The sequence below is a fragment of the Sphingobium sp. 3R8 genome, assembly GCF_020166615.1.
Lineage (GTDB): Bacteria > Pseudomonadota > Alphaproteobacteria > Sphingomonadales > Sphingomonadaceae > Sphingobium > Sphingobium bisphenolicum.
Map to the genome: position 1 here is coordinate 105,930 of NZ_JAIQXR010000008.1, position 22,910 is coordinate 128,839.

A 22,910-nucleotide genomic window follows, 5' to 3' on the forward strand; every position below is an offset into this window, starting at 1 on the left:
TCAGTAGTTGGAGACGCCCTCGATCCGGTCCTCATAGCCCCGCAAGGCCGCCGTCACAGATCGATCGCCTGCATAGCGCCGCCGCAGCATCGCCAGCTTCGCGTCGGTGCCGCTGCACAATTCGGCGATATTTTCGGCGATATAGGCGCGTCGTTCGGCGTCATAGGGTTCTTCGCCGCGGAAATGGTCGCACCCGTCGCGGTCCACCATGAAGGCCGTGACTTCCTGCGGGAAGGGCAGCGCCGACCCGCCATCGTCGGACGGCGGCAGGTCCAGCGTGTTGCGCGGCGCAGGCTGGGCGCGGACCGTCACGAGCGGCGACGCCTTCACCGGCTTCGCCACCGGTTCGGCCGCGGGCAGCAGCGGGGTGGGGTCCGGCTCGATCGTGGCGACGGTCGCGACTGGCGGCGCAGCGCCATTGTCGGCCTGCGCACTGTCGGCGGACGAGCCGCGACAGCCAGCCGCCAGGGCCAGCATCAGCACCACAGGAACCAGACCCAAACGCCCGCTCACCCGATCTCCTCCCGCAAGCTGGCGATCAAATCGGCTACATGGGGCAGCCGCGACTCTTCTTCGTCCAGGATCGCCAGAAACGCGGCCCGCCTATAGTCGGCCAGAGCGTCGGGCGAAAGACGGCTTGCTGCGGGCATTGCCGAAATCACGATGTCCAGAAGCCGCTCGGCGCCGTGCAATCGGCCCCACAGATAGTCATTCTCGCGATAGACCCTGCTAAAGAACGCGCCGAAGTTGTTGAATTCAATGCCCTTGAGTGTGGCGGCCGCGCCACCGCCGCGTATCGCGCCACAATCTTCCGGCGAAATCCGGTCGACTTTCACCGGATCATATTCATCCAGAGTGTCACCCTGGAGCAACGGTAGGGTGGCGATATCGGTGAAAGGAAAGCCCAGATAGGCGAGCAGCATCGTCCGCCGCCCCGTCTTGGGCAGCGCCGCGAAGGCGTCGGCCAGCATCTGGTCGGCCGCCTCGTCCCGCGCCTTCAACCCCCGCGCCTGTGCCACCGCCGCCAGCGCGGCGGCAGCATCGGTCGACACCGCCTTGGCCGCCGCGGCGACGTCGGCGCCATGGAAGTCGCTATCCTCGCATTCGGCATAGAGCGTCAGCGCGCCATAGATGGCGTCGTGCATCCCCTGCACCGCAGGATCGTCGGCCTGCGCGTCCAGTTCCAGCGTGTCGGCCAACCGCCGCGCGAGATAGCGCAGGCGGCGGATGCGAAAGGCCAGGTCGTGGGCGCGGAAGAAGGCGACCGGGGCAGAGGCCGAACCGCTCTCCGCGCTCAACTGGTCGGCGCCATCCTTGCGGATATCGGCCCAGATCGCCTGGCGATAGCTTTCGCGCATCATGGCGCTGTCTTCGCCGCTCAGGCGGAACAGCAGCGCGCAGAGCGATTCGACGATGCCCGACAGTTTCAGGTGCCCATAGGCCGGATAGGCGAAGCCCGCCGCGCTCGCCGCCCGCTGCTGCGCCTTGGCGCGCCAGGCGGACAGGCGCGCGGGCGTCGGCCGGTCCAGGAACAGCATCTTGCCGATCGCGCTCTCCACCTCCGTCTCGATGCCGGGACGCAGCGCGTCCAATATCCGCCGCATCCGCCGGATGCGCGTGCTGTGCCGGTCGATCGCCTCCAGATTGTCGCGGATCGGCTGTTCGCGCGGAATGTCCGACAGCGCGCCGAAAATGGTGCGGAAGAAGCCGGGCAGGGGCGTGTCCGCCCCGGTCGGCGCCTCCTGCTGCTCGCCTTCCTTGTTCAGGCGGATGGAGCGGTGCCCCGGCTTGGGATCGATATAGACGAAGCGTCGGTCGACTTCACGGCGCGAGGGCCGGTTGCGCAGCGCGCCGATCGCCTGGGCGAAGGGCGCATTGGCCAGCACCGATCCGTCGATCAGCACCGCATCCTCGGCCGTCCCGCGCGCGGCATGGCGGGGCAGGGCGCGGCCCAGAAAGGCGTCGCGAGTCGGCCAGGCGCGATGGCGGCGCTTCAACACCCGGTCCAGTTCGCGCACGGTGAAGGGCGGGAAGGCGCCGGGGAAGCTGGCGGTCGCGCGCGCCGCGAACACCAGTTCGGCCTGATCGGCGAACGGTCGCTCCCCGCGTCCGCGCGCCTTGAAGCCGATCGACAGCCGATGCTCCGTCTCGATAACCTGCGGCGGGCTGTTGAGGTTCAGGCTTTGCGGATGCCCCTCGAAATCGGTGACGGTGACGAACAGGTCCAGCGGATGTCCGTCGGGTAGCAGCGGCGGACCGTTGCCGGTCGCCGCCATTGCGTCGAAGGCGTCGATCAACATGGTGGAGAATATCTCTCCGCCAAAGGGTGGCTCGAACCAGCGCGACCGGATGAAGCGGGAGAGTTTCATCCGCACTTCCTCGCGCGTGTCCGGGGCCACGGTGCGCTCCACCGCGTCGCCCGGCCGCCGCGCCGCCATCCAGACCAGGGGCGTGGCCCAGAATTTGGTCATGGCGCGGGCCGGCCGCGCATCGGGGTCCAGCAGCCGGTCGACGTCGGCATTGTCCAGCCACATGCGTGTCAGGGGCTCCAGCGACTGGCCCGTCTCGATCGCCTGCGCCAGGAAGATGCCGTTGATCCCGCCCGCGCTGGCGCCCGCGATGATGTCCGGCATGACGCGCAGTCGCACGCCGCTGGCCGCCTCCATCGCTGCCAGCACCTGGGCATAGACCGTCTCGCTGCCGCCGCCGCCCGATGCGCCCTCATGGAAGGCGCGGCTGGCGCGGGCCAGATGCCACACCTCCTTGGTGATGCCATGCATGTAGATCGCCAGGCTGATGCCGCCATAGCAGACCAGCGCCAGGCGCAATTCCCGCTCCTTCATGGGGCAAGCGTCGCAGAGCGCGGCGGACTTGTCGAGGCTGACAAGCCAAAACAACGGAGGCAGCGGTTACCCAACCGCAAACTCGGCCCAGATCGGCAGATGGTCCGACGCCTTCCTTGCCGCGGCGCTTTCATGCACCCCGCAATCCTTGAGCGTCAGCTTGCCGCAATGCATGATCCGGTCGAGCCGCGCCACCGGCCGCCGCGCATGGAAGCTCCGGCCGCAGGGCGCAAAGCTGTAATGGCGCGCAAAGTCGGCCAGGCAGCCTCGCCCGGCGCTCCATTCGTTGAGATCGCCCATCAAGATCGTCGGCATCGCCGCGCCCTGCGCCGCGGCATGGATCACCGCGGCGGCCTGCTTGCGTCGCCACAGGCCCGACAGGTCGAGATGCATCCCGAACACGCGCAGGCTCGCGCCGCCCGTCGTCACCTCCGCCATGGTCGCGCCGCGCGGCTCCAGATAGGGCAGGTGCAGCACGTCATGTGCGCCCAGTTCGGCGTTCTTGCGCACTAGCAGCGCATTGCCGTGCCATCCCATCGAATCGGCCTGTACGTCCAGCGGCACCGCTTTATAGTCGCTCTGGCTGTCCATCAGCCGTGGCGGGATCGCCGCCGACCGCACGCCGAAACGCCGGTCGGCCTCCTGCAAAGCGATAATATCGGCGTCGACTTCCGCCAGCACCTCCAGCACCCGTTCGGGCATCCGCCGCCGGTCGGTGCCGATGGCTTTGCGGATATTATAGCTCGCGACGCGGATAGTTTTCATGGCCGTAACAATGCGCCAGCGCGCCGGATGTTTCCAGCGACGCAATCGATGTTCTTGCATTGTTCGCACTTGCCCGCCATATCGACCCCATGGCCAAGGCAAAGCGCAAATTCGTCTGTCAGCAATGCGGCACCGTCGCGGCCCGCTGGCAGGGCCAGTGCGAGGATTGCGGCGAGTGGAACAGCATCGTCGAGGAAGCGGCCGAAACCGTCTTCTCCTCGCGCCACGACCTGCAAAATGGCGGCCGGGCGATCACGCTGATCGGCCTCGACAGCAAGGTCGAACTGCCCCCGCGCACCAGCACCGGCATCGCCGAGTTCGACCGGGCGCTGGGCGGCGGCATCGTCGCGGGTTCCGCGACGCTGATCGGCGGCGATCCGGGCATCGGCAAATCGACGCTTCTGCTGCAAGCGGCCGCGCGGGTCGCCGCGCGCGGGCTGTCCGTCGCCTATATCAGCGGCGAGGAAGCGACCGACCAGGTCCGCTTGCGCGCGCAGCGGCTGGGCCTGGGCAATGCGCCGGTCATGCTCGCCAGCGCGACGTCGGTGCGCGACATACTGACGACCCTGAGCGAAGGGCCGCCGCCCGCCCTGCTGGTGATCGATTCGATCCAGACGATGCATAGCGACCTGATCGAGGGCGCGCCGGGCACCGTCAGCCAGGTCCGCGCCTCGTCGCAGGAACTGATCAAATTCGCCAAGCAACGCGGCACCGCCCTGATCCTGGTCGGCCATGTGACCAAGGACGGCAGCATCGCCGGCCCGCGCGTGCTGGAACATATGGTCGATACCGTGCTGGCGTTCGAGGGCGAGCGCAGCCACCAATATCGCATTCTGCGCGCGATCAAGAATCGCTTCGGCGGCACCGACGAGATCGGCGTCTTCGCCATGGTCGCCGAAGGACTGGAGGAGGTCGCCAATCCGTCCGCCCTGTTCCTGACCCAGCGCGACGAGACGGTGACGGGCGCGACCGTCTTCCCCGCACTGGAAGGCACGCGGCCGGTGCTGGTCGAAATCCAGGCGCTGGTCGTGCGCCTGTCGAGCGGCGCGACCCCCCGGCGCGCGGTGGTCGGCTGGGACAGCGGGCGGCTCGCCATGGTGCTGGCCGTGCTGGAGGCGCGCTGTGGCCTCAGCTTCTCGACCTGCGAAGTCTATCTGAACGTCGCGGGCGGCTATCGCCTGTCCGATCCTGCCGCGGACCTCGCCGTCGCCGCCGCTCTGGTGTCGGCTTTGTCGGAAAAGCCGTTGCCCTCCGACGTGGTCCTGTTCGGCGAAATCGCGCTGTCGAGCGAGATTCGTGCCGTTGCCCATGCCCCGCTGCGCCTGCGCGAAGCCGCCAAGCTCGGCTTCAACCGGGCCTTCATCCCCGCCGCCGCGGCGGACGGGGTGAAGGGAATCGCGGTCAGCGGTTTTCGCACCCTCGCGCAGCTTGTTGACCAGATGCTGGGACGCGGATAGCCACAGGCGCAATGAACGCCATCGACATATCCGTCCTGCTCGCCATCGGCGGTTGCGCCGTGCTGGGCCTCATGCGCGGTTTCGTGCTCGAAACCCTCTCGCTCATCGCCTGGGTGCTGGCGATCTTCTGCATCCGCCTGTTCCATGCCTCGGTCGCCGAAGTGCTGACCCCTTTCGTCGGCACCGCCAGCGGCGCGGCGATCCTGGCGCTGGTGCTGGTGTTTGGCGTGACCTTCGGCGCGGGCAAGCTGATCGCCCACGCCATTGGCCGCCGCACCCGACAATCGGTGCTGGGGCCGGTCGACCGGGTGCTGGGCGCGGGCTTCGGCGCGGTGAAGGGCCTGATCGGCGCAACCCTGCTCTTCCTCGCCTTCAGTCTGGTCTACGACACATTCTACGGCAGCGGCGCGCGCCGCCCCGACTGGCTATCGGACGCCCGCACCTATCCGCTGCTCAATGCCAGCGGTCAGGCGATCAGCGAATTTCTGGCGGAACAGCGCGCGAAGAAGCCGGCGATGGAAAACCAGTAACCTCCGTTGAGCGGTTACAGCCACCCCTTCTCCCGATAGGCCGCAGCCGTCGCCTGTAACCCGTCCTGCGTCTTCACCTGTGGTAACCATAGCCGCTTGGGCGGCTGCTTGCGCTTGCCCACTACCCAGTCGGGATGGCAGAAATAATCGACCCGATCCGGCGTCAATTTGGCATTCCGGCCCCGCACCATCCGGTCGGTCCGCGCCGCGATGTTCAGCAGCCATTCCGGCGTGGCGAAGGTCCGCACCGTCCGCCCTACAGCCCGGCCGATCGCGGCCCCGAAATCCTGATGATCCCAGCCGCCCGGCGTGCCGTCATCCACCTCATAGGTGCGCGTCAGGCTGTTTTCACGCTCCTGCGTCAAGGACAGCAGCAGCGCCGCCAGATCGCGCACATGGATCACCGACAACCGCCCGCCCGGCGGCAGCAGCATGATGCCGCGCTTGGCCATGCGGAAAAGCTCCAGCATCTCCTTGTCGCCCGGCCCGTATATCGCCGGAGGCCGCACGATGGTCCAGTCCAGCCCGCTCGCCTTCACATGCTTCTCGGCCAGTTCCTTGGACCATCCATAGTCGGACAGGCCCGGCTCCCGCGCCGCCAGCGACGACACATGCACCAGCCTTTTGATCCCGCGCTTCCGCATCGCATCGACCACCGCCATGGTGCCGCGCGCATTGCCCGCCTCGAAACCGTCGCGGTCGGGCGCGTTCACCACGCCGGCAATGTGGATCACCGCATCGGCGTCGCGCACCAGCGTATCGAGCGCGGCGCCATCCTCCAGCGACCCATGCACCCATTTCAGTTTCGCGCGCGGCGGCTGCGCCCGGCGAGTCAGCGCATTGATGCGCAATCCATCCGCCAACGCCTGCTCCAGCGTTTCGGCGCCGACGAAGCCCGTCGCGCCGGTCATGGCAATCCGCATCTGCTGCATGTCGCTCAGACCATCGCCATATGGTCGCGATGGACCAGTACGGACCGCGGCATTTCGCCCAGCAGCGCAGCGATATCCTCGCTGCGCCTGCCTGCGATCTTCACCGCGGCCTCGCTGTCATATTCGATCAACCCGCGCGCAATCACCCGACCGTCCTGCGCGACGATGTCGACCACGTCGCCGCGATCGAACACGCCCTCGACGCGCGCGACCCCGGCGGGCAGCAGGCTGTTGCCTTTAGTCAGCGCCTTTTCCGCGCCTGCATCGACGATGATCCGCCCGCGCGTGGTCAGCCGTCCGGCCAGCCAGCCCTTGCGCGCGCCTTTTCCTTGCGCGGCGAGGAAGATCGATCCCTTGCCGCCACCGGCCCAGTGGGACAACGGCGCGTCCACCTTGCCCGAAATGATCGCCAGATGCGCGCCCGCGCCGGTTGCGATCCGCGCGGCCTGGATTTTCGACACCATGCCGCCCGATCCCATGCCCGACGCCGATCCGTCATCGGCCATAGCCGCGATCCGCGCGTCGATCGTCTCTATCGTCTCTATCAGCATGGCGCCGGCATCGGCGTGCGGGTTGGCGGTGTAAAGCCCGTCGACATCGGAAAGCAGCACAACCGCGTCAGCCCGTGCCGCCTGTCCGATGCGCGCCGCCAGCCGGTCATTGTCGCCGAAGCGAATTTCGGCCGTCGCCACGCTGTCATTCTCATTGACCACCGGCACGACATTGAGCGCCATCAGCCGCTCCAGCGTGGCCGAGGCGTTGAGGTAACGGCGGCGATTTTCCAGGTCGTCCAGCGTCACCAGCATCTGTGCGGCGGTGATGCCCTTTTCGTCGAGCAGGCTGGCCCAGCATTGCGAGAGGGCGATCTGCCCCGTCGCCGCCGCCGCCTGCGCATCCTCCAGCGACCCGCGCCCGCCCTTGGGCAGCTTCAGCCGCCGCGCGCCCAGCGCGATCGCGCCCGACGACACGATGATGACCTGCTGCCCCGCCGCGCGACGCACCGCGACATCGGCGACCAGCGTGCGCAACCAGTCCACCCGCACCGCGCCCGCCGGATCGACCAGCAGCGCGGAGCCGATCTTGACGACCAGGCGGCGGACGAGGGCGGGGGGGAAACCGGAGAGGGCGTTCATGGCGGTCTAAAACAACATCCGTTCGGTTCGAGCTTGTCGAGAACCCTCGCGCATGGTTCTCGACAAGCTCGAACCAAACGGAGGTAGGGCTATAGCGCCGTCAGATCGGCGACCATGTCCCGTCGCTTTCTTCCCCGCTATCTTCGGACGCCTCGCGCGCATCCTCGTCCATTACCAGCAGCACCGCGTCGAGCAGCGCGCCCACGCCCTCGCCGGTCGCGCCGGAGATGATGAACACGTCCTCGACCCCCGCCTCTTCACGCAGTTGGTCGGCAATGTCCTCCATCAGCTCCTGCCCCAGCAGGTCGCCCTTGTTGAGCACGACGATCTGCGGCTTCTCGTCCAGCCCCTCGCCATAAGCGGCCAGTTCCTCGGTGACGATATGGAACGCCTCGACCGGATCGTCGGTCGTCGCGTCGATCAGGTGCAGCAGGACGCGGCAACGCTCGATATGCCCCAGGAAGCGATCGCCGATGCCGACCCCTTCCGCCGCGCCCGCGATCAGGCCGGGAATGTCCGCCAGCACGAACTCGCGGTCGCGGTGCAACACCACGCCCAGTTGCGGCTTGGTGGTGGTGAAGGCATAGGCGCCGACCTTCGCCTTGGTGTTGGTCACCTGATTGATGAGCGTAGACTTGCCCGCATTCGGCATCCCCACCAGCCCGACATCGGCCAGCAGCTTCAGCCGCAGCCACACCCACATTTCCTGGCCAGGCCAGCCCGTGCCATGTTGGCGCGGCGCGCGATTGGTGCTGGTCTTGTAGGACATGTTGCCCCGGCCGCCGTCGCCGCCACGCAGGAAGGTGACGCGCTGCCCGACCTTAGTGAAGTCGGCCAGGACGTCCTGGTCCTCATAGTCGCAATGGCCGTCCTCGTCCTCACTGCCTTCAATCGGCTTGGGGTCGGACAGGATCTGCGTGCCGACCGGCACCTTGATGATCAGATCCTTGCCGCCCGCGCCATAGCGGTTCTTGCCCATGCCGGGCGTGCCGCGCTGCGCCTTGAAATGCTGCGTGTAGCGGAAGTCGATCAGGGTGTTGAGACCCTGCACCGCTTCGAAGATGATGTCGCCGCCCTTGCCGCCATTGCCGCCGTCGGGACCGCCATATTCCTCATATTTTTCGCGGCGAAAACTGACCGCGCCGGGGCCGCCCCAGCCGGATTTGATATAGATTTTGGCTTGATCGAGAAAATGCATGGGCGGCCCATAACCGCAAAAGGGGAAAAGTTAAACCTTGGCCTGCGCCGCCATCGCCGCAGCCTCCTGCATCAGCGCGAAAGTCAGGCTGCGCGTGGCGATTTCGCGCGCTTTTTCGCGCGGCAGGGCAAGCGCGGCGGCCATGGCGCCACCCAATTGCGAATCGCCCAGCGCCAGCAGCACCAGCATCAGCGTATTGTCCCGGATCAGTTCGGCCAGATGCGGGGTCAGCGCGCTCGCCGCCAGCTTGTCGACCAGCCGGTGGATCGCCTCCACCACCGGGTCCAGCGCATCCTCATTGCCCGACGCCAGCATCCAGCTCGCCAGCGCGCCCGCGCCTTCCCGGTCGAACGCATCGAAGGTCATGTCGACGATCGTGCGTGGACTGACCTCGCCGCGTCGCGCGGCATCCACCGCCTCGCCGATCTTGGCGGTGATGGTATCGGCCAGATGCGCCGCCAGCGCCTTCTGCAATCCCGCCGCCGATCCGAAATGGTGCAGCAGATTGGCGTGCGTCCGCCCGACCCGCCCCGCCACGGCCTTCAACGTCACCGCCTGCGGCCCTGCCTCGATCAGCAGGTCGCGGGCCGCCTCCACGGCGACGAGGCGGCTTTCATCCGGGCTGAGGCGCGCGCGTTTTATTGACATGATTGTAAGCAACTCTTATTTACATCAATGTAAGTAACGACCGGAGACATTCCCATGACCCCGACCGACCTCACCATCACGCCGCGCGACCGCCGTTTCGGGCGAGACCGTGCAACAGCGCGACATTGGCTGAACGGCGACCCGATCGCCACGGCTTTCTTCAATGCGCTGTCGATCACCTTCCCGCGCGGCGAAGCCTTTTTCATCGAGAGCGTCCGCGCCTTCCGCGACGGCGTGCCCGACAGGCTGGCGGGCGAGATCGCCGCCTTCACCAAACAGGAGGTCGTCCACAGCCGCGAACATATCGCCTTCAACCGGCAGGTGACCGACCATGGCTATGACGTGTCGCGCCTCGACGCCGACGTGACGATGGTGCTGGACTTGGCCAAACAGCGCCCGCCGATCGCCAGCCTGGCCGCGACCATGGCGCTGGAGCATTTCACCGCCATCCTCGCCCATGAGCTGCTTCGCGACCCGCGCCATCTGGACGGCGCCGACCCGGAGAGCGCGGCGCTGTGGCGCTGGCACGCGATCGAGGAGATCGAGCATAAGGGCGTGGCGCACGACACCTGGGTCCATGCCACGCGCGACTGGAGCCGCGTCAAACGCTGGTGGGTCAAGACGGCGATGATGCTGGTCGTGACCAGGCATTTCCTCCACCACCGCGCCCGCGGGATGATGGACCTGTTGCGGCAGGACGGTATTACCGGGCGCCTCGCCTGGGGTGGGTTGCTGCGCTATGTGCTAGTGCGGCCGGGTATCGTGCGACAGGTGGCGCGGCCGTGGCTGGGCTATTTCCTGCCCGGCTTCCATCCTTGGGCGGTCGACGACCGCGCGCTCATCGCCCTCGCCGACAGCCCCTACGCCCATGCGCGGCCTGACGGCGCATGGCCTTCGACCGCTTGACCGGACGCGGGCAGGGGGCTCTTATCGGCGCATGACCGATGTCCCCACACTCGAAACCGCCCGCTTGGTCCTGCGCCCCCATCGGGTGGACGACTATGGCGCCTGCCGTACCCTCTGGGCCGACCCGGACGTCGTGCGCCATATCGGCGGCGTCCCGCTCGACAGCCAGGCCGTCTGGTTTCGTATCCTGCGCTATGCCGGCATGTGGCCTTTGCTCGGTTACGGCATGTGGGTGATCGAGGCGCGCGACAGCGGCGCTTTCCTGGGCGAAGCCGGACTGCTCAGCGCGCAGCGGGGTCTTGCCGAACTGGAGGGCGTGCCGGAAGCCGGCTGGGTGCTCGGTCCGCAAGCCTGGGGCAGGGGGATCGCCACCGAAGCGATGCAGGCGATATTGAATTGGAGCGACGCCCATCTCGAAGCGCCATCGCTCCGCTGCATCATCGATCCGGGCAATATGGCCTCGATCAAGGTCGCCGAGAAACTGGGTTTCCAGATGCTGACCGACACCGAACTGGGCGGGAAGCCGACGCGGGTGTTCGATCGACCGAAAGCGCCTCCCCTGTAAAGGAAGGCGCCCAATCAGGCCGCCATCGGCACGACCGCATCGCGATACAGGTCTATCGCCGGGTCGTTGCTCTGCCGTCCGGCATCGCCTTCCTCGAACAACAGACAATCGACCAGAGCGTCGCGGCCCAGGCTGTAGCGTTGCGCGGTCCGTCCGCTGAAGCGGAAGCCCAGCTTGCGCAGGACGTTGCCCGACGCGCGATTGTCGGCGAAATGACCGGCGCGGATGTCGCGTACGCCATTGGCCCGCGCCATGCCCAGCACGGCGCGCGCGGCCTCGGTCGCGAAGCCCAGGCCCCAATAGGGACGGGCGATCCAATAGCCGAGTTCGGGTGCGCCATCCTCGTCCATATGGACGCCGCAGCCGCCGACCATGCGCGGCGCGCCCTGGGTGCGGGTGAAGGCCAGCAGGCGGGGCAGGTGCGGATGCTGCGGCAGGGCCAGAAACGCCTGCGCATCGTCCGGTCCATAGGGGCTGGGCGCGCGCGACAGGTTGCGCAGGATCGCCGGGTCGTTGATCGTCTGGGCCAGCGTGGCGGCATCTTCCATCCAGCCCGGACGCAGGAGCAGGCGGGGGGTACGGGCAAACATTCTCGTCTCTCCTCTTGTCTGCGCCCTTAGCCGCCAATCATGACGACTTCGCGACGCGCGGTTCTGGATGAATCCCCGCCCGCAAGACGCGCGAGAAGACGTGGAGTTCCAGAGGCTTGGAGGGAAATCGGAAGAGAAATGCACCCTTGTCTGTCAGCACAGTTCCGGCAAGGAACGGGCAACGGAAAAAGGGGCGCTCCCATGGAAGGAGCGCCCCTTGTTTCCCTCGAAAACCGATCAGTGCTTCATGGCTCCGACCGGGAGGATCGCCCCTTTTTGCGGGGGACGATCCGTCATCGATCGTCCGTTATTCGGCCGCCTGGGCCAGTGCGTCGACCGACACATATTTGCGGCCGAGCTTGCCGGTGTGGAATACCACGCGGCCCTCGTTCAGCGCGAACAGCGTATGGTCCTTGCCGATGCCGACATTGCGGCCCGGATAGACGCGCGTGCCGCGCTGGCGAATGATGATGTTGCCGCCGATCACTTCCTGACCGCCGAACTTCTTCACGCCAAGGCGCTTCGACTCAGAATCGCGACCGTTGCGCGACGAACCGCCAGCTTTTTTATGTGCCATTGTCTAAACTCCTGGAATATCTGGCCGGAAGCGATCAGGCTTCGGCAGCAGCCGGCGCTGCGTCTTGGGTCTTGGCAGCGGCCTTGTCGGCCTTCTTGCTTTCGCCGCCGATCGACAGGATCCGCAGGATCGTGTGATTCTGGCGGTGGCCGTTCTTGCGGCGATAATTGTGACGGCGACGCTTCTTGAAGACGATGACCTTCTCGCCCTTCGCCTGCGCGATGATTTCCGCCGCAACGGTCAGCTTGGCTACGTCCTTCAGGTCGCCGCCTTCGCCGGCCAGCAGGACATCGCCCAGCGTCACCTGGTCGCCGGCTTCGCCAGCCATCTTTTCAACGACGATCTTGTCTCCGGCGGCGACGCGATACTGCTTGCCGCCTGTGCGCACGATAGCGAACATGGCTTGTCTCTTCTCGTTCAAATCTGCTTTACGCAGCTCACCAAAGACATGACGCCTTAGCCGACCCGCGCGGGAATGTGGCCCGTTAGTGGAATGACTCGCGCCTGTCAACCGATGGCGGCGCAGGACGGGGGTGGTTTTCCCGCGTCACCATGCCTATCTTGGCGGCGAACAAGGGATAGCGACTATATATGCGGCACGCCATCGGGCAGGAATGGAACGGAAAGGGCGCAACCCTGCGCCTGCCCGTCCTGATCGCCTTATGGACGCTGATTCTGGTCACATTGCTGTCCGCCCTGGCGCCGTTGGGGCCGCCGCTCAGCCGGGCCACCGGCTCCGCCTTCAATCCCGCCACTGCCGACGTCGTATTGAAGGCGCGCACCCAGGCCAGCGGGCAGGTCGTCGCAGCACCGCGCCCCGATGGCGACGGCGCGCCGCCGCTGATTCTGGCCATCGCCCTCGCCATCATCCTACTGGCCGGCCGTCATGCCCTGCCGATCGCGCCGACGGTCCGTCTCGTCCAGAACCCCCGGCCCTTTACCCCGTCGCGCACCCGTCGCGCCCGCGCGCCGCCTGCCGCTTCCTGACGATTCGCTTCTCCGCCCGCACCTTGCGGGCATTCGTCGGAAGAAGGAGCATCCCATGGCTCGCAGGAAAGCCCGGCGCACCCGTCGCCGCCCGCCCTGGTGGTTCATGCCCGCCGTCATGTCCGGTCTGGCCGTCGCCGCCGCAGGTCTGTCCGCGGTGATGATGACCGTCGTAGAATAATCATGTTAGACTGTACGACGGCGCGGCCCGTATCGCGCCGTCGGCAGCAGCGTTTCGAAAGGCTTCCATGCCCCATCACACGCCCCTGATCGGCACTATCGTCGCCGGCCTCGTCGTCGCCTTCATCATGGGCGCCATCGCCCATCGCCTCAAACTCTCGCCGCTGGTCGGCTACCTCGTCGCCGGCATCATGGTCGGCCCCTTCACCCCCGGCTTCGTCGCCGATGCGGGCCTGGCCAACGAACTGGCCGAAATCGGCGTCATCCTGTTGATGTTCGGCGTCGGCCTGCATTTCTCGCTCAAGGATCTTCTGTCGGTCAAATATATCGCGGTCCCCGGTGCGCTGGTGCAGATCGCGGTCGCGACTCTGCTTGGCATGGGCCTCTCCCACTTGATGGGATGGCCGCTGATGGGCGGGATCGTGTTCGGCCTCGCGCTCTCGGTCGCCAGCACCGTGGTGCTGCTGCGCGCCCTCCAGGGGGCCGATCTGGTCGAAACCCGGCGGGGCCGGGTCGCGGTCGGCTGGCTGATCGTGGAAGATCTGGTAATGGTGCTGGCGCTCGTCCTGCTGCCCGCGCTCGCCAACGTCATCAACAGCGCCGACGCGGGTGGGGGCGCGGGAGCGTTGATCGCGCCGCTGGTCGGCACCCTGCTCAAGGTCGCGGGCTTCGTCGCGCTGATGCTGGTGGTGGGTCGCCGCGTCATCCCCTGGGCGCTGCACTGGGTCGTCCATACCGGGTCGCGCGAGCTGTTCCGCCTCGCCGTCCTCGCCATTGCGCTGGGCGTTGCGTTCGGCGCGGCCTATGCGTTCGACGTGTCGTTCGCGCTGGGCGCCTTCTTCGCCGGCATGATCCTGGGCGAAACGCCCTTGAGCCGCCGCGCGACGGAAGAAACGCTCCCCCTGCGCGACGCCTTCGCCGTGCTGTTCTTCGTGTCGGTGGGCATGTTGTTCAATCCCGCCGTCCTGTGGGAACAGCCGCTGCCGCTGCTGGCCACCGTCGCGATCATCGTCGTGGGCAAATCGATCGCCGCCTATGCCATCGTCCGCCTGTTCCGCTATCCCAACGACACCGCGCTCACCATCGCGGTCAGCCTGGCGCAGATCGGCGAATTTTCCTTCATTCTCGCCTCGCTCGGCACCGGACTTGGTGTCCTTCCGGCCGACGCGCGCGACCTGATCCTGGCCGGGGCGATCGTATCGATCTTCCTCAACCCGATCCTCTTCTCGCTGGTGGTGCGCGCGCGCAAGCAGGAGGAGCAGGATGAGGAGGACGCGCGCGCCGCCGCCGCCGCGCCCCGCATGGGCCATGTCATCCTCGTCGGCTATGGCCGCGTGGGCAAGCTGATCGCCGAACGGCTGGCCCAGCGCCGGATCGACTTCACCATCATAGAGGATGACGCCGAAAAAGTGGCGGAGGCGAAGGAAGCCGGCCTGCCGGTCGTGCGCGGCAACGCGCTGGAGGATAAATATCTGATCGCCGCCGGCATAGGGGAGGCGCGGCACCTGCTGATCGCCGTCCCCGAAGGCTTTGAGGGCGGGGCGATCCACGAACATGCCCGGCATCTGAACGACCGGCTGCAGGTCATCGCCCGCGCCCATTCGGACGCGGAGGTCGAATATCTCGAATCGCTGGGCGTGCCCCATATCGTGATGGGCGAACGCGAACTGGCCGGGCGCATGCTCACGCTCTGCGGCGCGGGATAAAGAAAAAGCCCCGTTCGGTACGAACCGAACGGGGCTTTTTCTAACCCAATTTAGCCGATCAACCCCGGCTGCGCGGCGGCCCCTTGCGCGGGCCACCGGCGCCAGCGCCCTTGAACGGGCGCGGGCTGTGCGGGGCGCCGCCGCCACGCGAACCGGCGCCCGGACCGCCACGGGGCGGGCCGCTGCGATTGGGCCGCGCATCGTTGGACGGGCGCAACTGCTTGCGGTTTTCCCGCGCTTCCATGCGGGGAGCGCCATCGACCGGATCGAACATCACATCCGCGCCTTCGTCGCCCGCTTCGCCCGAACGGCGGACCGCAGCCAGGAACTTGGCCGAAATCGCCTTGGGGATTTCGAACATCGTTTCATTGGTGGTAATGCGGATCGCGCCGATATCGCCGCGCGACACATGGCCGCGGCGGCAGATCAGCGGCAGGATCCAGCGCGGATCGGCATTTTGGGTGCGGCCGATATTCATGCGGAACCACTGCGTATCCTCAAAACCTGGACGCGGTCCATCGCGGCGCGCCGGGGCTTCGCTGGCGTCCAGCAGCTCTTCGGGCGCGGGCATGGCGGAGCGGGCGCTCTTCACCAGCATCGCGGCAATTTCCTTGGCGCTCTTGGCTTCCAGCAGCTCGGCGCCCAGCGCCCAGTCGGACTCTTCCAGTTCCACCGGCGCCAGCAACTGCGCGCGCAGTCGCTCGGCATCCTGCTGGGCGATCGCTTCCTTGCTGGGCGCCGTCGTCCATTCGACCGGGATCTTGGCCCCGCGCAGCATCGATTCGACGCGGCGGCGGCGGGGATAAGGCACGATCAGCACGGCGGTGCCCTTCTTGCCCGCGCGCCCGGTGCGGCCCGACCGGTGCTGCATCGTTTCCGCGTCGCGCGGCAGTTCGACATGGACGACCAGCGTCAGCGAGGGCAGGTCGATGCCGCGCGCCGCGACGTCGGTCGCCACGCACACCCGCGCTCGCTTGTCGCGCAGCGCCTGCAACGCATGGTTGCGCTCATTCTGGCTATGTTCGCCCGACAGCGCCACGGCGGCGAAGCCACGCTCGGTCAGGCTGGCGTGCAGGTGACGCACATTGTCGCGTGTCGCGCAGAACAGGATCGCCGTCTCCGCCTCATGATAGCGCAGCAGGTTCACCACGGCATTTTCGATGTCGGCGGGGGCGACGGTCATCGCCTGATAGCTGATGTCGCCATGGCCGCGCTCACCGGCGGCCGACGTGATCTGGAACGCATCCTTCTGGTAGCGCCGCGCGAGCTGCACGATCGGCTTGGGCATGGTCGCCGAAAACAGCAGGGTGCGGCGGCCATCGGGCGTGGCGTCGAGAATGCCTTCCAGATCCTCGCGGAAACCCATGTCGAGCATCTCGTCGGCTTCGTCCAAGACGGCGGTCTTGAGCGCCGACAGGTCGAGCGCGCCGCGCTCCAGATGGTCCCGCAGGCGGCCCGGCGTGCCGACCACGATATGCGCGCCCTGCGCCAGGGCGCGGCGTTCCTTGGCGGCGTCCATGCCGCCGACGCATGTGGCGATGCGGGCGCGGGCGCCGGCATAGAGCCATTCCAGCTCGCGGCTGACCTGCAACGCCAGTTCGCGCGTCGGCGCGATCACCAGCGCCAGCGGCCAGGCGGGCGGGGGCAGGCGATCGGCGTCTCCGAGCAGCTCGCTCGCCATGGCCAGGCCAAAGGCGACGGTCTTGCCCGAACCGGTCTGCGCCGACACGATCAGGTCGCGGCCATGCGCTTCCTCCTGCGTGACTTCGGCCTGGACCGGGGTCAGCGCTTCATAGCCCTTGGTGGTCAGCGCCTGGGCGAGGAGGGGGTGGAGAGTGTCGAATGTCATATTATTGTTTTCCATCGGATAAAGCGACCCGCCTTCTTCCGACGGAATCAACATAACCTTTCTCGCTGTCGCCTGTGCGCGATCAGCCGGTGCGTCAGGTCATTTCGCACCCGTTCAGGTTGGTAGCCCAACCGCCATTCCGTGGAACGGCCAAGGGGACGAGCGTTTCGCCCATCCCCCAAATAAGAAAGCCTCCTTCCCGCGTTCCCGAGGAAGGAGGCTTGCCTTAACTATATAGCGCAAAAATCAGACCGAGGCGACTTCCGCCACATCGACCTTGACGCCCGGGCCCATCGAGGACGACAGGGCGATCTTGCGGACATATTTGCCCTTCGAACCCGACGGCTTCGCCTTGACGATCGCATCGACGAAGGCGTCGAAATTCTTGCGAAGATCTTCGGCCGAGAAGCTCGACTTGCCAAGGCCGGCGTGGATGATGCCGGCCTTTTCGACGCGGAATTCGATCTGACCACCCTTGGCGGCCTTCACGGCTTCGGCGACGTTCGGCGTCACGGTGCCCAGCTTGGGGTTCGGCATCAGACCCTTGGGGCCCAGCACCTTACCCAGGCGACCGACCAGGCCCATCATGTCCGGCGTCGCGATAACGCGCTGGAAATCGATGTTGCCGGCCTGGATCGATTCCAGCAGGTCTTCGGCGCCCACGATGTCGGCGCCGGCGTCGAGCGCCTGCTGGGCCTTGTCGTTGCGGGCGAACACGGCGACGCGGACGTCCTTGCCGGTGCCGGCGGGCAGGGTGACGACGCCACGGACCATCTGGTCGGCGTGACGCGGATCGACGCCCAGGTTGATCGCGATTTCGACCGATTCGTCGAACTTGGCGGTCGCGTGGGTCTTGATCAGGCCCAGCGCTTCATCGACGCCGTGCAGCTTTTCACGGTCAACTGCGGTGGCCAGAGCCTTCGCCTTCTTGGTCAGCTTTGCCATGGTCTTAGCCCTCCACCACGTCGAGGCCCATCGCGCGAGCGGAGCCTTCGATGATCTTCGTTGCAGCGTCGATGTCGTTCGCGTTGAGGTCGACCATCTTGGCCTGCGCGATTTCAGCGAGTTGGGCGCGCGTGATCTTGCCGGCGACGATCTTGCCCGGTTCCTTGGAACCCGACTTCAGGTTGATCGCCTTCTTGATCAGGTAGGTGGCCGGCGGCTGCTTCGTCGTGAAGGTGAAGCTGCGGTCCGCATAGACGGTGATGATGGTCGGCAGCGGAGTGCCCTTTTCCATCTTGTCCGTCGAGGCGTTGAACGCCTTGCAGAATTCCATGATGTTCACACCGCGCTGACCCAGCGCCGGACCGATCGGCGGCGAGGGGTTGGCGGCTCCAGCGGGCACCTGGAGCTTGATATAGCCCGTAATCTTCTTGGCCATTGTCACTCACTCTGTTGCTGGACGCACCTGCAAGGCGCGCCCGGTTCAAGTTTAGCGGTTCAACCGGGGGCCGAAGCCTCCTCCCGCACAACATTTCCGGTCGCCCGGAAATTTCTGTTCGCGTCCCTGCCGGAGCAAGGCCGCCAAATTCTTACTTCGACAGTTCGACCTGCTCGAAATCCAGTTCGACCGGGGTGGCGCGACCGAAGATCGACACCGACACCTTGACCCGGTTCTTCTCGAAATCCAGTTCCTCGACCACGCCGTTGAAGCTGGCGAAGGGACCGTCGAGCACCTTGACGCTGTCGCCGATCTCGTAATCGACGCTGACCTTGTGCTTGGGCGCGGCTTCGGCTTCCTTGCGGGCTCCGAAATAGCGGGCGGCTTCGGTTTCGCTGATCGCCTGTGGCTTGCCCATCGAACCCAGGAAGCCCGTCACCTTGGGCGTGTTCTTGACCAGGTGATAGATGTCGTCGTTCATCGCCAGCTTGGCGAGGACGTAGCCGGGCATGAACTTGCGCTCGACCTGGACCTTCTTGCCGCGCTTGACCTCGGTCACCGTCTCGACAGGCACTTCCACCTGTTCGACCAGCTGGGAGAGGCCCATGCGCTCGGCTTCGGACAGGATCGATTCCTTGACCTTGTTTTCGAAGCCCGAATAGGCGTGGATGATGTACCAGCGCGCCATGTTACCCTTTCAAATTCCCAATCAGGCCCGGCTCTAGCGATTTACTTGAAAATCGCGCCAACAAAAACTCGGGCGATTTACTCGGAAATCGCGCCGACAAAGCTCAGGCCCGGCCTGCGGCGACGCCCAGCAACCACTGGACGATCGCGCCGAAGAAGGTGTCGATGCCGAAGAAGAACAGGCCCAGCAGCGTCGTCATGATGACGACCATCACGCCGGTCATCATGGTTTCGCGGCCGGTAGGCCATACGATCTTCTTCGCCTCGGTCTGCACCTGATTGACGAATTCGCCGGGGGAAACCTTCGCCATCGCCTGCCTCTGCACGTCTCGAACCAACACCAATTCGCGAAGCAACAGTCCGCCCTCCCGATCCCGCCCTGTCTGGCGTCCGGGGGTGCGGCCACATGCTCCGCGACCAAATTCACCGGCCTGTGCGGCCGCGATTTCTTGACGGTGCCCGTTGCCGGCCACCTCGAAATCGCTTCGGCGCACTTAGCCGCGAACCCCCGAATTTTCAAGGGTCCGCGGCCAGTTCGCTTGGCAGGAGTGGAGGGACTCGAACCCACGGCATTCGGTTTTGGAGACCGACGCTCTACCAACTGAGCTACACTCCTGCACTGGCCCTAGCCAGCGAAGGAGGGCGCTTTAGCGTGGCATGACAGGGAGGGCAAGCGCGATTATGCCGCTTTTGCGTCTTGCGGCGCGACGCTGGTGTCGGCGCTGGTCTGGCGCTCGGCTTCCGCGTTGATCTGCGCGCCCAGCAACACGATATAGGCCGATACGAACAGCCAGAGTTGCAGCACCACCACTGCGCCCAGCGATCCATAGGTCTTGTTGTAATTGCCGAAGGTGGACACGTAGAAGGACACGCCCAGCGTCGCGACCAGCCAGAACAGCGTCGCCGACACCGATCCCACGGTCAGCCACTGCCATTGCGCATGGCGCCGGTTGGGGCCGAAGCGATAGATCAGGCCGAAGATGATGCTGGCCAGCAATCCCGCGCACACCCATGTCGTCGCCTTGATCGCGAACAGCACGCCCGGTCCCCAATTGGTCAGGAAATCCTGCAACAGGCCGATGATCGTTGCGGTGAACACGCCCACGACCACGACCAGCACCGCGGAAAAGGTGATCCCCATCGACGTGCGATAGAAGCGGAAGATGTTGCGCCCTTCCTTCTGCCCATAGACGATATTGAGCGCCTCCATGATCGCGGACGCCGCCCGCGTCGCGCCATAGACGGCGATCGCCAGCGCCAGCAGCAGGCCGAATCCGATCGCGGGCTTGCGCGTGCTGACCACGCCCAGCAACTGGTCGTTGATCAGTGACGCGGCATCGGCGGGCACGACGGAGATGATCGCCTGCATATGCCGCTGCACCATCGCCGGATCGCCGAACAGGCCATAGGTCAGCACGACCGCGGCCAGCAGCGGCGCGATTGACAGGAAGGCATAATAGGCGACGCCCGCGGCCAGCAGTCCGACATGATTGCCCGACAGCGCGCCATGCACCCGTTTGAGAATTTCCCACCACGCTCGCGGCGGTATCTTCCATGGCGCATCGACATGCACCTGCTGCGCGACTTTCTGCGTCATCCACATCCCCTGCCGGTCATGCAAGGCAAGCGCGCGAGCGGTCGGGCGGTTCCCTCCACCCTGCTGTCTACAGAAACACGCCGCCCTTCATGATCCGCCGCGCCCGCCCCTGCGCCGGCAGCCGGTCGAACGGTGTGTTCCCCGCCGCGGCCGCCATCTTCGCCGAATCGACGATCCAGGGTGCGTCGGGATCGACGAAGATCAGGTCCGCGGCGCTCCCGGCCGCAAAGCCGCCCGCATCGACGCCCAAAATCTTCGCCGGATTGGCCGACAGCAGCGTCATCAGCCGGTTGATCGTCACCTGCCCGTCGCGGACCAGGTTGAGCGATAGCGCCAGCAGCGTCTCCGCCCCCGCCATGCCCGGCGACGCATCGGCGAAGGGCAGGCGCTTGTCCTCCGGCCCGCGCGGATCGTGGCTGGAGGTGATGACGTCGATCGTCCCGTCGGCGACCGCCGCGAGGCAGGCCTGCCGGTCGCGCTCGTCGCGCAGCGGTGGCGACAGCCGTGCAAAGGTGCGGAAGTCGGTCGCCGCCTGGTCGTTCAGGAACAGATAGGCCGGGCTGATGCCGCATGTGACCTTCAGCCCTTCCGTCTTGGCCGCGCGGATCAGGTCGAATCCCGTCTTGGTCGTCACCAGCCGGAAATGGATCGCCGCGCCGGTTTCGCGCGCCAGCATGATGTCGCGCGCGATCGCCAGTGCCTCGGCGCAGGCCGGGGCGTGGGGGAGGCCGAGGCGGGTCGCCGTCTCGCCGCTGGTTGCCACCGCCTTGGCGGTCAACCCGCCATCTTCGGCATGGGCGATGACGGTCAGGCCCAGGCCGCTGGCATAGGACAGCACGCGCAGCATCACGCCCGAATCGGCGATCCATTGCCGTCCGGTGCCGACCGCCTTGGCGCCCGCCATCTGCATCAGGCCCATTTCGGCCATTTCCTGGCCAAGCAGCCCGCGCGTCGCCGCGGCGATCGGATGGACCCAGAAATCGGGCTTGCCCGCGCGGGTCGCTTCCCGGATCAGGCCGACCTCGTCCAGTGGCGCGCGCTGGTCGGGCATCAGCGCCGCGCGCGTGATCCCGCCGAAATGGAAGGCCGGCTTGTCGGTCGCAAAGACGCCCAGATCGATCAGGCCGGGCGCGACCACCAGCCCCTGCGCATCGATCCGCTGCGCGTCGTCCGGCACCGCGACATCGCCCGCCGCGACGATCCGGTCGCCCGCGATCAGCACGATGCCGGGCGTCAGCGCATCGCCGGCAGGATCGGCCAGTCTGCCGTTGATAATGGCGATCCTGCTCACGCTGTCATTTCCTCAAACCAAATGCCGTCAAAGGATGGAAGGCTCATACCCACCCCTCCGTTCCCCGCGCCCCGCGCGTCAGCACGTCCAGGCAGGCCATGCGCACCGCCACGCCCATCGCCACCTGCTCGGTGATGGCGGAGCGCTCGGGATGATCGGCGACCGAACTGCTGATCTCCACGCCCCGGTTCATCGGCCCCGGATGCATCACCAGAGCGTCCGGCTTGGCCAGCGCCAGCCGTTCCGGCGTCAGCCCGTAGAGCGCATGATATTCGCGCGGGGAGGGGATGAACGCTCCGTCCATCCGCTCATTCTGGAGTCGCAGCATCATCACCACGTCGGCCCCCTCCAGCCCCTCATCCATTCGGGTGAAGGGCGTCGCCCCCAGCATCTCGACCTCGGGCGGCAGCAAAGTCGGCGGCGCGACCGCGCGCACCTGCGCGCCCAGCGCGGCCAGGCACAGCATGTTCGATCGCGCCACCCGGCTGTGCAGCACATCGCCGCAGATCGCGACCACCAGCCCCTCGAACCCGCCCTTGCGTCGCCGGATCGTCAGCGCATCGAGCAGCGCCTGTGTGGGATGCTGGTGCCAGCCATCGCCCGCGTTCAGCACAGGGCAGTCCACCTTGTCCGCGATCAGCCGCACCGCGCCCGAACTGGCATGGCGGATCACGATGACATCGGCCGCCATCGCGTTCAGCGTCATGGCGGTGTCGATCAGCGTTTCGCCCTTCTTCACGCTCGACTGGCCCGCATGCATGTTGACGACATCCGCGCCCAGCCGCTTCCCCGCAATCTCGAACGACAGCAACGTCCGCGTGCTGTTCTCGAAAAAGGCGTTGATCTGCGTCATCCCCGCCAATCGCCCGTCATGCTTGCGCGCCCGGCCCTTGTTCGCCTGCGCCCAATGTTCCGCCTCATCCAGCAGGAAGCGGATTTCCCAAGGCTTCAGGTCCGCGATGGACAGAAGATGCTTGTGCGGAAACAACGCCCGGCCTGTCAGCTCGGGTGTCGCGTCGGGTATGAAGATGTCGGGCATGAACCGGTGCTTTAGGGAAGGCGGCCGGGCAGGGCAAGGCGTCGATGGC

General features: G+C 66.4%; 25 protein-coding genes and 1 tRNA gene. 7 read left to right on the forward strand and 19 right to left on the reverse strand.

The window, feature by feature from the left end; genetic code table 11:
- The 3 genes from K9B33_RS09870 to K9B33_RS09880 all read right to left on the reverse strand — a co-directional run bounded on the left by K9B33_RS09870 (position 1) and on the right by K9B33_RS09880 (position 3,608).
- Positions 1 to 480 (reverse strand): hypothetical protein, encoded by a 480-nt coding sequence (locus K9B33_RS09870; protein WP_224548527.1) that lies wholly within the window; start codon positions 478 to 480, stop codon positions 1 to 3.
- A 29-nt stretch (positions 481 to 509) separates the two neighbouring features.
- Entirely contained in the window at positions 510 to 2,843 is a 2,334-nt protein-coding gene (locus K9B33_RS09875; protein ID WP_224548440.1) for a patatin-like protein, read from the reverse strand.
- Positions 2,844 to 2,909: 66 nt separating this feature from the next.
- Positions 2,910 to 3,608, reverse strand: coding sequence for an endonuclease/exonuclease/phosphatase family protein (locus K9B33_RS09880; RefSeq protein WP_224548441.1), 699 nt, complete (start codon positions 3,606 to 3,608; stop codon positions 2,910 to 2,912).
- An 89-nt stretch (positions 3,609 to 3,697) separates the two neighbouring features.
- On the opposite strand from K9B33_RS09880, the gene radA reads away from it, so the two are divergent.
- On the forward strand, positions 3,698 to 5,065 hold the full coding sequence (gene radA / locus K9B33_RS09885) for a DNA repair protein RadA (protein WP_224548529.1): 1,368 nt from the start codon (positions 3,698 to 3,700) through the stop codon (positions 5,063 to 5,065).
- 11 nt (positions 5,066 to 5,076) lie between these two features.
- The gene (locus K9B33_RS09890) at positions 5,077 to 5,595 is read left to right on the forward strand and encodes a CvpA family protein (protein WP_224548442.1); all 519 of its coding nucleotides are present in this window, start codon (positions 5,077 to 5,079) and stop codon (positions 5,593 to 5,595) included.
- Positions 5,596 to 5,609: 14 nt separating this feature from the next.
- On the opposite strand, the gene K9B33_RS09895 is transcribed toward K9B33_RS09890, so the two are convergent.
- The 4 genes from K9B33_RS09895 to K9B33_RS09910 form a co-directional block, all read right to left on the reverse strand.
- Positions 5,610 to 6,506 (reverse strand): NAD-dependent epimerase/dehydratase family protein, encoded by an 897-nt coding sequence (locus tag K9B33_RS09895; RefSeq protein WP_224548443.1) that lies wholly within the window; start codon positions 6,504 to 6,506, stop codon positions 5,610 to 5,612.
- A 26-nt stretch (positions 6,507 to 6,532) separates the two neighbouring features.
- Positions 6,533 to 7,660 (reverse strand): glutamate 5-kinase, encoded by a 1,128-nt coding sequence (proB, locus tag K9B33_RS09900; RefSeq protein ID WP_224548444.1) that lies wholly within the window; start codon positions 7,658 to 7,660, stop codon positions 6,533 to 6,535.
- Positions 7,661 to 7,760: 100 nt separating this feature from the next.
- Positions 7,761 to 8,858 carry a GTPase ObgE gene (gene obgE, locus K9B33_RS09905; protein WP_224548445.1) on the reverse strand — a complete coding sequence of 366 codons (1,098 nt, stop codon included), beginning with the start codon at positions 8,856 to 8,858 and terminating at the stop codon, positions 7,761 to 7,763.
- Between the two features lie 30 nt (positions 8,859 to 8,888).
- Positions 8,889 to 9,506, reverse strand: coding sequence for a TetR/AcrR family transcriptional regulator (locus K9B33_RS09910; RefSeq protein WP_224548446.1), 618 nt, complete (start codon positions 9,504 to 9,506; stop codon positions 8,889 to 8,891).
- Positions 9,507 to 9,560: 54 nt separating this feature from the next.
- Here K9B33_RS09910 and K9B33_RS09915 point away from each other — a divergent pair, with 54 nt between their 5' ends.
- Both K9B33_RS09915 and K9B33_RS09920 read left to right on the forward strand, forming a co-directional pair.
- On the forward strand, positions 9,561 to 10,412 hold the full coding sequence (locus K9B33_RS09915; protein WP_224548447.1) for a metal-dependent hydrolase: 852 nt from the start codon (positions 9,561 to 9,563) through the stop codon (positions 10,410 to 10,412).
- Between the two features lie 31 nt (positions 10,413 to 10,443).
- Complete coding sequence (locus tag K9B33_RS09920; RefSeq protein ID WP_224548449.1) at positions 10,444 to 10,977, forward strand: GNAT family N-acetyltransferase; 534 nt, start codon at positions 10,444 to 10,446, stop codon at positions 10,975 to 10,977.
- 14 nt (positions 10,978 to 10,991) lie between these two features.
- Here the strand turns inward: K9B33_RS09920 and K9B33_RS09925 are convergent, their stop codons facing one another.
- The 3 genes from K9B33_RS09925 to rplU all read right to left on the reverse strand — a co-directional run bounded on the left by K9B33_RS09925 (position 10,992) and on the right by rplU (position 12,544).
- A complete protein-coding gene (locus K9B33_RS09925) occupies positions 10,992 to 11,567 on the reverse strand; it encodes a GNAT family N-acetyltransferase (RefSeq protein ID WP_224548451.1) in 576 nt (191 codons plus the stop codon).
- A 307-nt stretch (positions 11,568 to 11,874) separates the two neighbouring features.
- Positions 11,875 to 12,144, reverse strand: coding sequence for a 50S ribosomal protein L27 (gene rpmA / locus K9B33_RS09930; RefSeq protein ID WP_066604014.1), 270 nt, complete (start codon positions 12,142 to 12,144; stop codon positions 11,875 to 11,877).
- Between the two features lie 34 nt (positions 12,145 to 12,178).
- On the reverse strand, positions 12,179 to 12,544 hold the full coding sequence (rplU, locus tag K9B33_RS09935) for a 50S ribosomal protein L21 (protein WP_066604011.1): 366 nt from the start codon (positions 12,542 to 12,544) through the stop codon (positions 12,179 to 12,181).
- Between the two features lie 191 nt (positions 12,545 to 12,735).
- Between rplU and K9B33_RS09940 the strand changes: the two genes are divergently transcribed.
- From K9B33_RS09940 to ybaL, 3 genes are all read left to right on the forward strand, one after another.
- Positions 12,736 to 13,131 (forward strand): hypothetical protein, encoded by a 396-nt coding sequence (locus K9B33_RS09940; RefSeq protein ID WP_224548452.1) that lies wholly within the window; start codon positions 12,736 to 12,738, stop codon positions 13,129 to 13,131.
- Positions 13,132 to 13,186: 55 nt separating this feature from the next.
- On the forward strand, positions 13,187 to 13,312 hold the full coding sequence (locus K9B33_RS23055; RefSeq protein WP_263499533.1) for a hypothetical protein: 126 nt from the start codon (positions 13,187 to 13,189) through the stop codon (positions 13,310 to 13,312).
- Between the two features lie 67 nt (positions 13,313 to 13,379).
- Positions 13,380 to 15,017 (forward strand): YbaL family putative K(+) efflux transporter, encoded by a 1,638-nt coding sequence (gene ybaL / locus K9B33_RS09945; RefSeq protein ID WP_224548454.1) that lies wholly within the window; start codon positions 13,380 to 13,382, stop codon positions 15,015 to 15,017.
- Positions 15,018 to 15,075: 58 nt separating this feature from the next.
- Here ybaL and K9B33_RS09950 read toward each other — a convergent pair whose 3' ends face one another.
- From K9B33_RS09950 to K9B33_RS09990, 9 genes are all read right to left on the reverse strand, one after another.
- Positions 15,076 to 16,866: a DEAD/DEAH box helicase gene (locus K9B33_RS09950; RefSeq protein WP_224548455.1), complete on the reverse strand. Its 1,791-nt coding sequence runs from the start codon at positions 16,864 to 16,866 to the stop codon at positions 15,076 to 15,078.
- A gap of 246 nt (positions 16,867 to 17,112) precedes the next feature.
- On the reverse strand, positions 17,113 to 17,811 hold the full coding sequence (gene rplA, locus K9B33_RS09955; protein ID WP_224548456.1) for a 50S ribosomal protein L1: 699 nt from the start codon (positions 17,809 to 17,811) through the stop codon (positions 17,113 to 17,115).
- 4 nt (positions 17,812 to 17,815) lie between these two features.
- Positions 17,816 to 18,247: a 50S ribosomal protein L11 gene (gene rplK / locus K9B33_RS09960; protein WP_066603999.1), complete on the reverse strand. Its 432-nt coding sequence runs from the start codon at positions 18,245 to 18,247 to the stop codon at positions 17,816 to 17,818.
- A gap of 151 nt (positions 18,248 to 18,398) precedes the next feature.
- Positions 18,399 to 18,935 (reverse strand): transcription termination/antitermination protein NusG, encoded by a 537-nt coding sequence (gene nusG, locus K9B33_RS09965; RefSeq protein WP_066603996.1) that lies wholly within the window; start codon positions 18,933 to 18,935, stop codon positions 18,399 to 18,401.
- A gap of 103 nt (positions 18,936 to 19,038) precedes the next feature.
- Positions 19,039 to 19,245, reverse strand: a complete 207-nt coding sequence (gene secE, locus K9B33_RS09970; RefSeq protein WP_066603991.1) for a preprotein translocase subunit SecE — start codon at positions 19,243 to 19,245, stop codon at positions 19,039 to 19,041.
- A gap of 229 nt (positions 19,246 to 19,474) precedes the next feature.
- A tRNA-Trp gene (locus K9B33_RS09975) sits at positions 19,475 to 19,550 on the reverse strand.
- Between the two features lie 63 nt (positions 19,551 to 19,613).
- Positions 19,614 to 20,531, reverse strand: a complete 918-nt coding sequence (locus K9B33_RS09980) for a YihY/virulence factor BrkB family protein (protein ID WP_224548457.1) — start codon at positions 20,529 to 20,531, stop codon at positions 19,614 to 19,616.
- Positions 20,532 to 20,598: 67 nt separating this feature from the next.
- Positions 20,599 to 21,822, reverse strand: coding sequence for a dihydroorotase (locus K9B33_RS09985; RefSeq protein ID WP_224548458.1), 1,224 nt, complete (start codon positions 21,820 to 21,822; stop codon positions 20,599 to 20,601).
- Positions 21,823 to 21,865: 43 nt separating this feature from the next.
- Complete coding sequence (locus K9B33_RS09990) at positions 21,866 to 22,861, reverse strand: aspartate carbamoyltransferase catalytic subunit (protein WP_224548459.1); 996 nt, start codon at positions 22,859 to 22,861, stop codon at positions 21,866 to 21,868.
- Positions 22,862 to 22,910: the final 49 nt, after the last annotated feature.

Bases quoted from the DNA above. Each gene is read 5' to 3' on its own strand.
- K9B33_RS09940 (WP_224548452.1), top strand. From the start codon at position 12,736: ATGCGGCACGCCATCGGGCAGGAATGGAACGGAAAGGGCGCAACCCTG.
- rplK (WP_066603999.1), bottom strand. From the start codon at position 18,247: ATGGCCAAGAAGATTACGGGCTATATCAAGCTCCAGGTGCCCGCTGGA.
- K9B33_RS09910 (WP_224548446.1), bottom strand. From the start codon at position 9,506: ATGTCAATAAAACGCGCGCGCCTCAGCCCGGATGAAAGCCGCCTCGTC.
- radA (WP_224548529.1), top strand. From the start codon at position 3,698: ATGGCCAAGGCAAAGCGCAAATTCGTCTGTCAGCAATGCGGCACCGTC.
- K9B33_RS09915 (WP_224548447.1), top strand. From the start codon at position 9,561: ATGACCCCGACCGACCTCACCATCACGCCGCGCGACCGCCGTTTCGGG.
- rpmA (WP_066604014.1), bottom strand. From the start codon at position 12,144: ATGGCACATAAAAAAGCTGGCGGTTCGTCGCGCAACGGTCGCGATTCT.
- K9B33_RS09980 (WP_224548457.1), bottom strand. From the start codon at position 20,531: ATGACGCAGAAAGTCGCGCAGCAGGTGCATGTCGATGCGCCATGGAAG.
- K9B33_RS09950 (WP_224548455.1), bottom strand. From the start codon at position 16,866: ATGACATTCGACACTCTCCACCCCCTCCTCGCCCAGGCGCTGACCACC.
- K9B33_RS09890 (WP_224548442.1), top strand. From the start codon at position 5,077: ATGAACGCCATCGACATATCCGTCCTGCTCGCCATCGGCGGTTGCGCC.
- K9B33_RS23055 (WP_263499533.1), top strand. From the start codon at position 13,187: ATGGCTCGCAGGAAAGCCCGGCGCACCCGTCGCCGCCCGCCCTGGTGG.
- K9B33_RS09895 (WP_224548443.1), bottom strand. From the start codon at position 6,506: ATGACCGGCGCGACGGGCTTCGTCGGCGCCGAAACGCTGGAGCAGGCG.
- ybaL (WP_224548454.1), top strand. From the start codon at position 13,380: ATGCCCCATCACACGCCCCTGATCGGCACTATCGTCGCCGGCCTCGTC.
- secE (WP_066603991.1), bottom strand. From the start codon at position 19,245: ATGGCGAAGGTTTCCCCCGGCGAATTCGTCAATCAGGTGCAGACCGAG.
- K9B33_RS09875 (WP_224548440.1), bottom strand. From the start codon at position 2,843: ATGAAGGAGCGGGAATTGCGCCTGGCGCTGGTCTGCTATGGCGGCATC.
- nusG (WP_066603996.1), bottom strand. From the start codon at position 18,935: ATGGCGCGCTGGTACATCATCCACGCCTATTCGGGCTTCGAAAACAAG.
- K9B33_RS09990 (WP_224548459.1), bottom strand. From the start codon at position 22,861: ATGCCCGACATCTTCATACCCGACGCGACACCCGAGCTGACAGGCCGG.
- K9B33_RS09880 (WP_224548441.1), bottom strand. From the start codon at position 3,608: ATGAAAACTATCCGCGTCGCGAGCTATAATATCCGCAAAGCCATCGGC.
- K9B33_RS09920 (WP_224548449.1), top strand. From the start codon at position 10,444: ATGACCGATGTCCCCACACTCGAAACCGCCCGCTTGGTCCTGCGCCCC.
- proB (WP_224548444.1), bottom strand. From the start codon at position 7,660: ATGAACGCCCTCTCCGGTTTCCCCCCCGCCCTCGTCCGCCGCCTGGTC.
- rplA (WP_224548456.1), bottom strand. From the start codon at position 17,811: ATGGCAAAGCTGACCAAGAAGGCGAAGGCTCTGGCCACCGCAGTTGAC.
- obgE (WP_224548445.1), bottom strand. From the start codon at position 8,858: ATGCATTTTCTCGATCAAGCCAAAATCTATATCAAATCCGGCTGGGGC.
- K9B33_RS09925 (WP_224548451.1), bottom strand. From the start codon at position 11,567: ATGTTTGCCCGTACCCCCCGCCTGCTCCTGCGTCCGGGCTGGATGGAA.
- rplU (WP_066604011.1), bottom strand. From the start codon at position 12,544: ATGTTCGCTATCGTGCGCACAGGCGGCAAGCAGTATCGCGTCGCCGCC.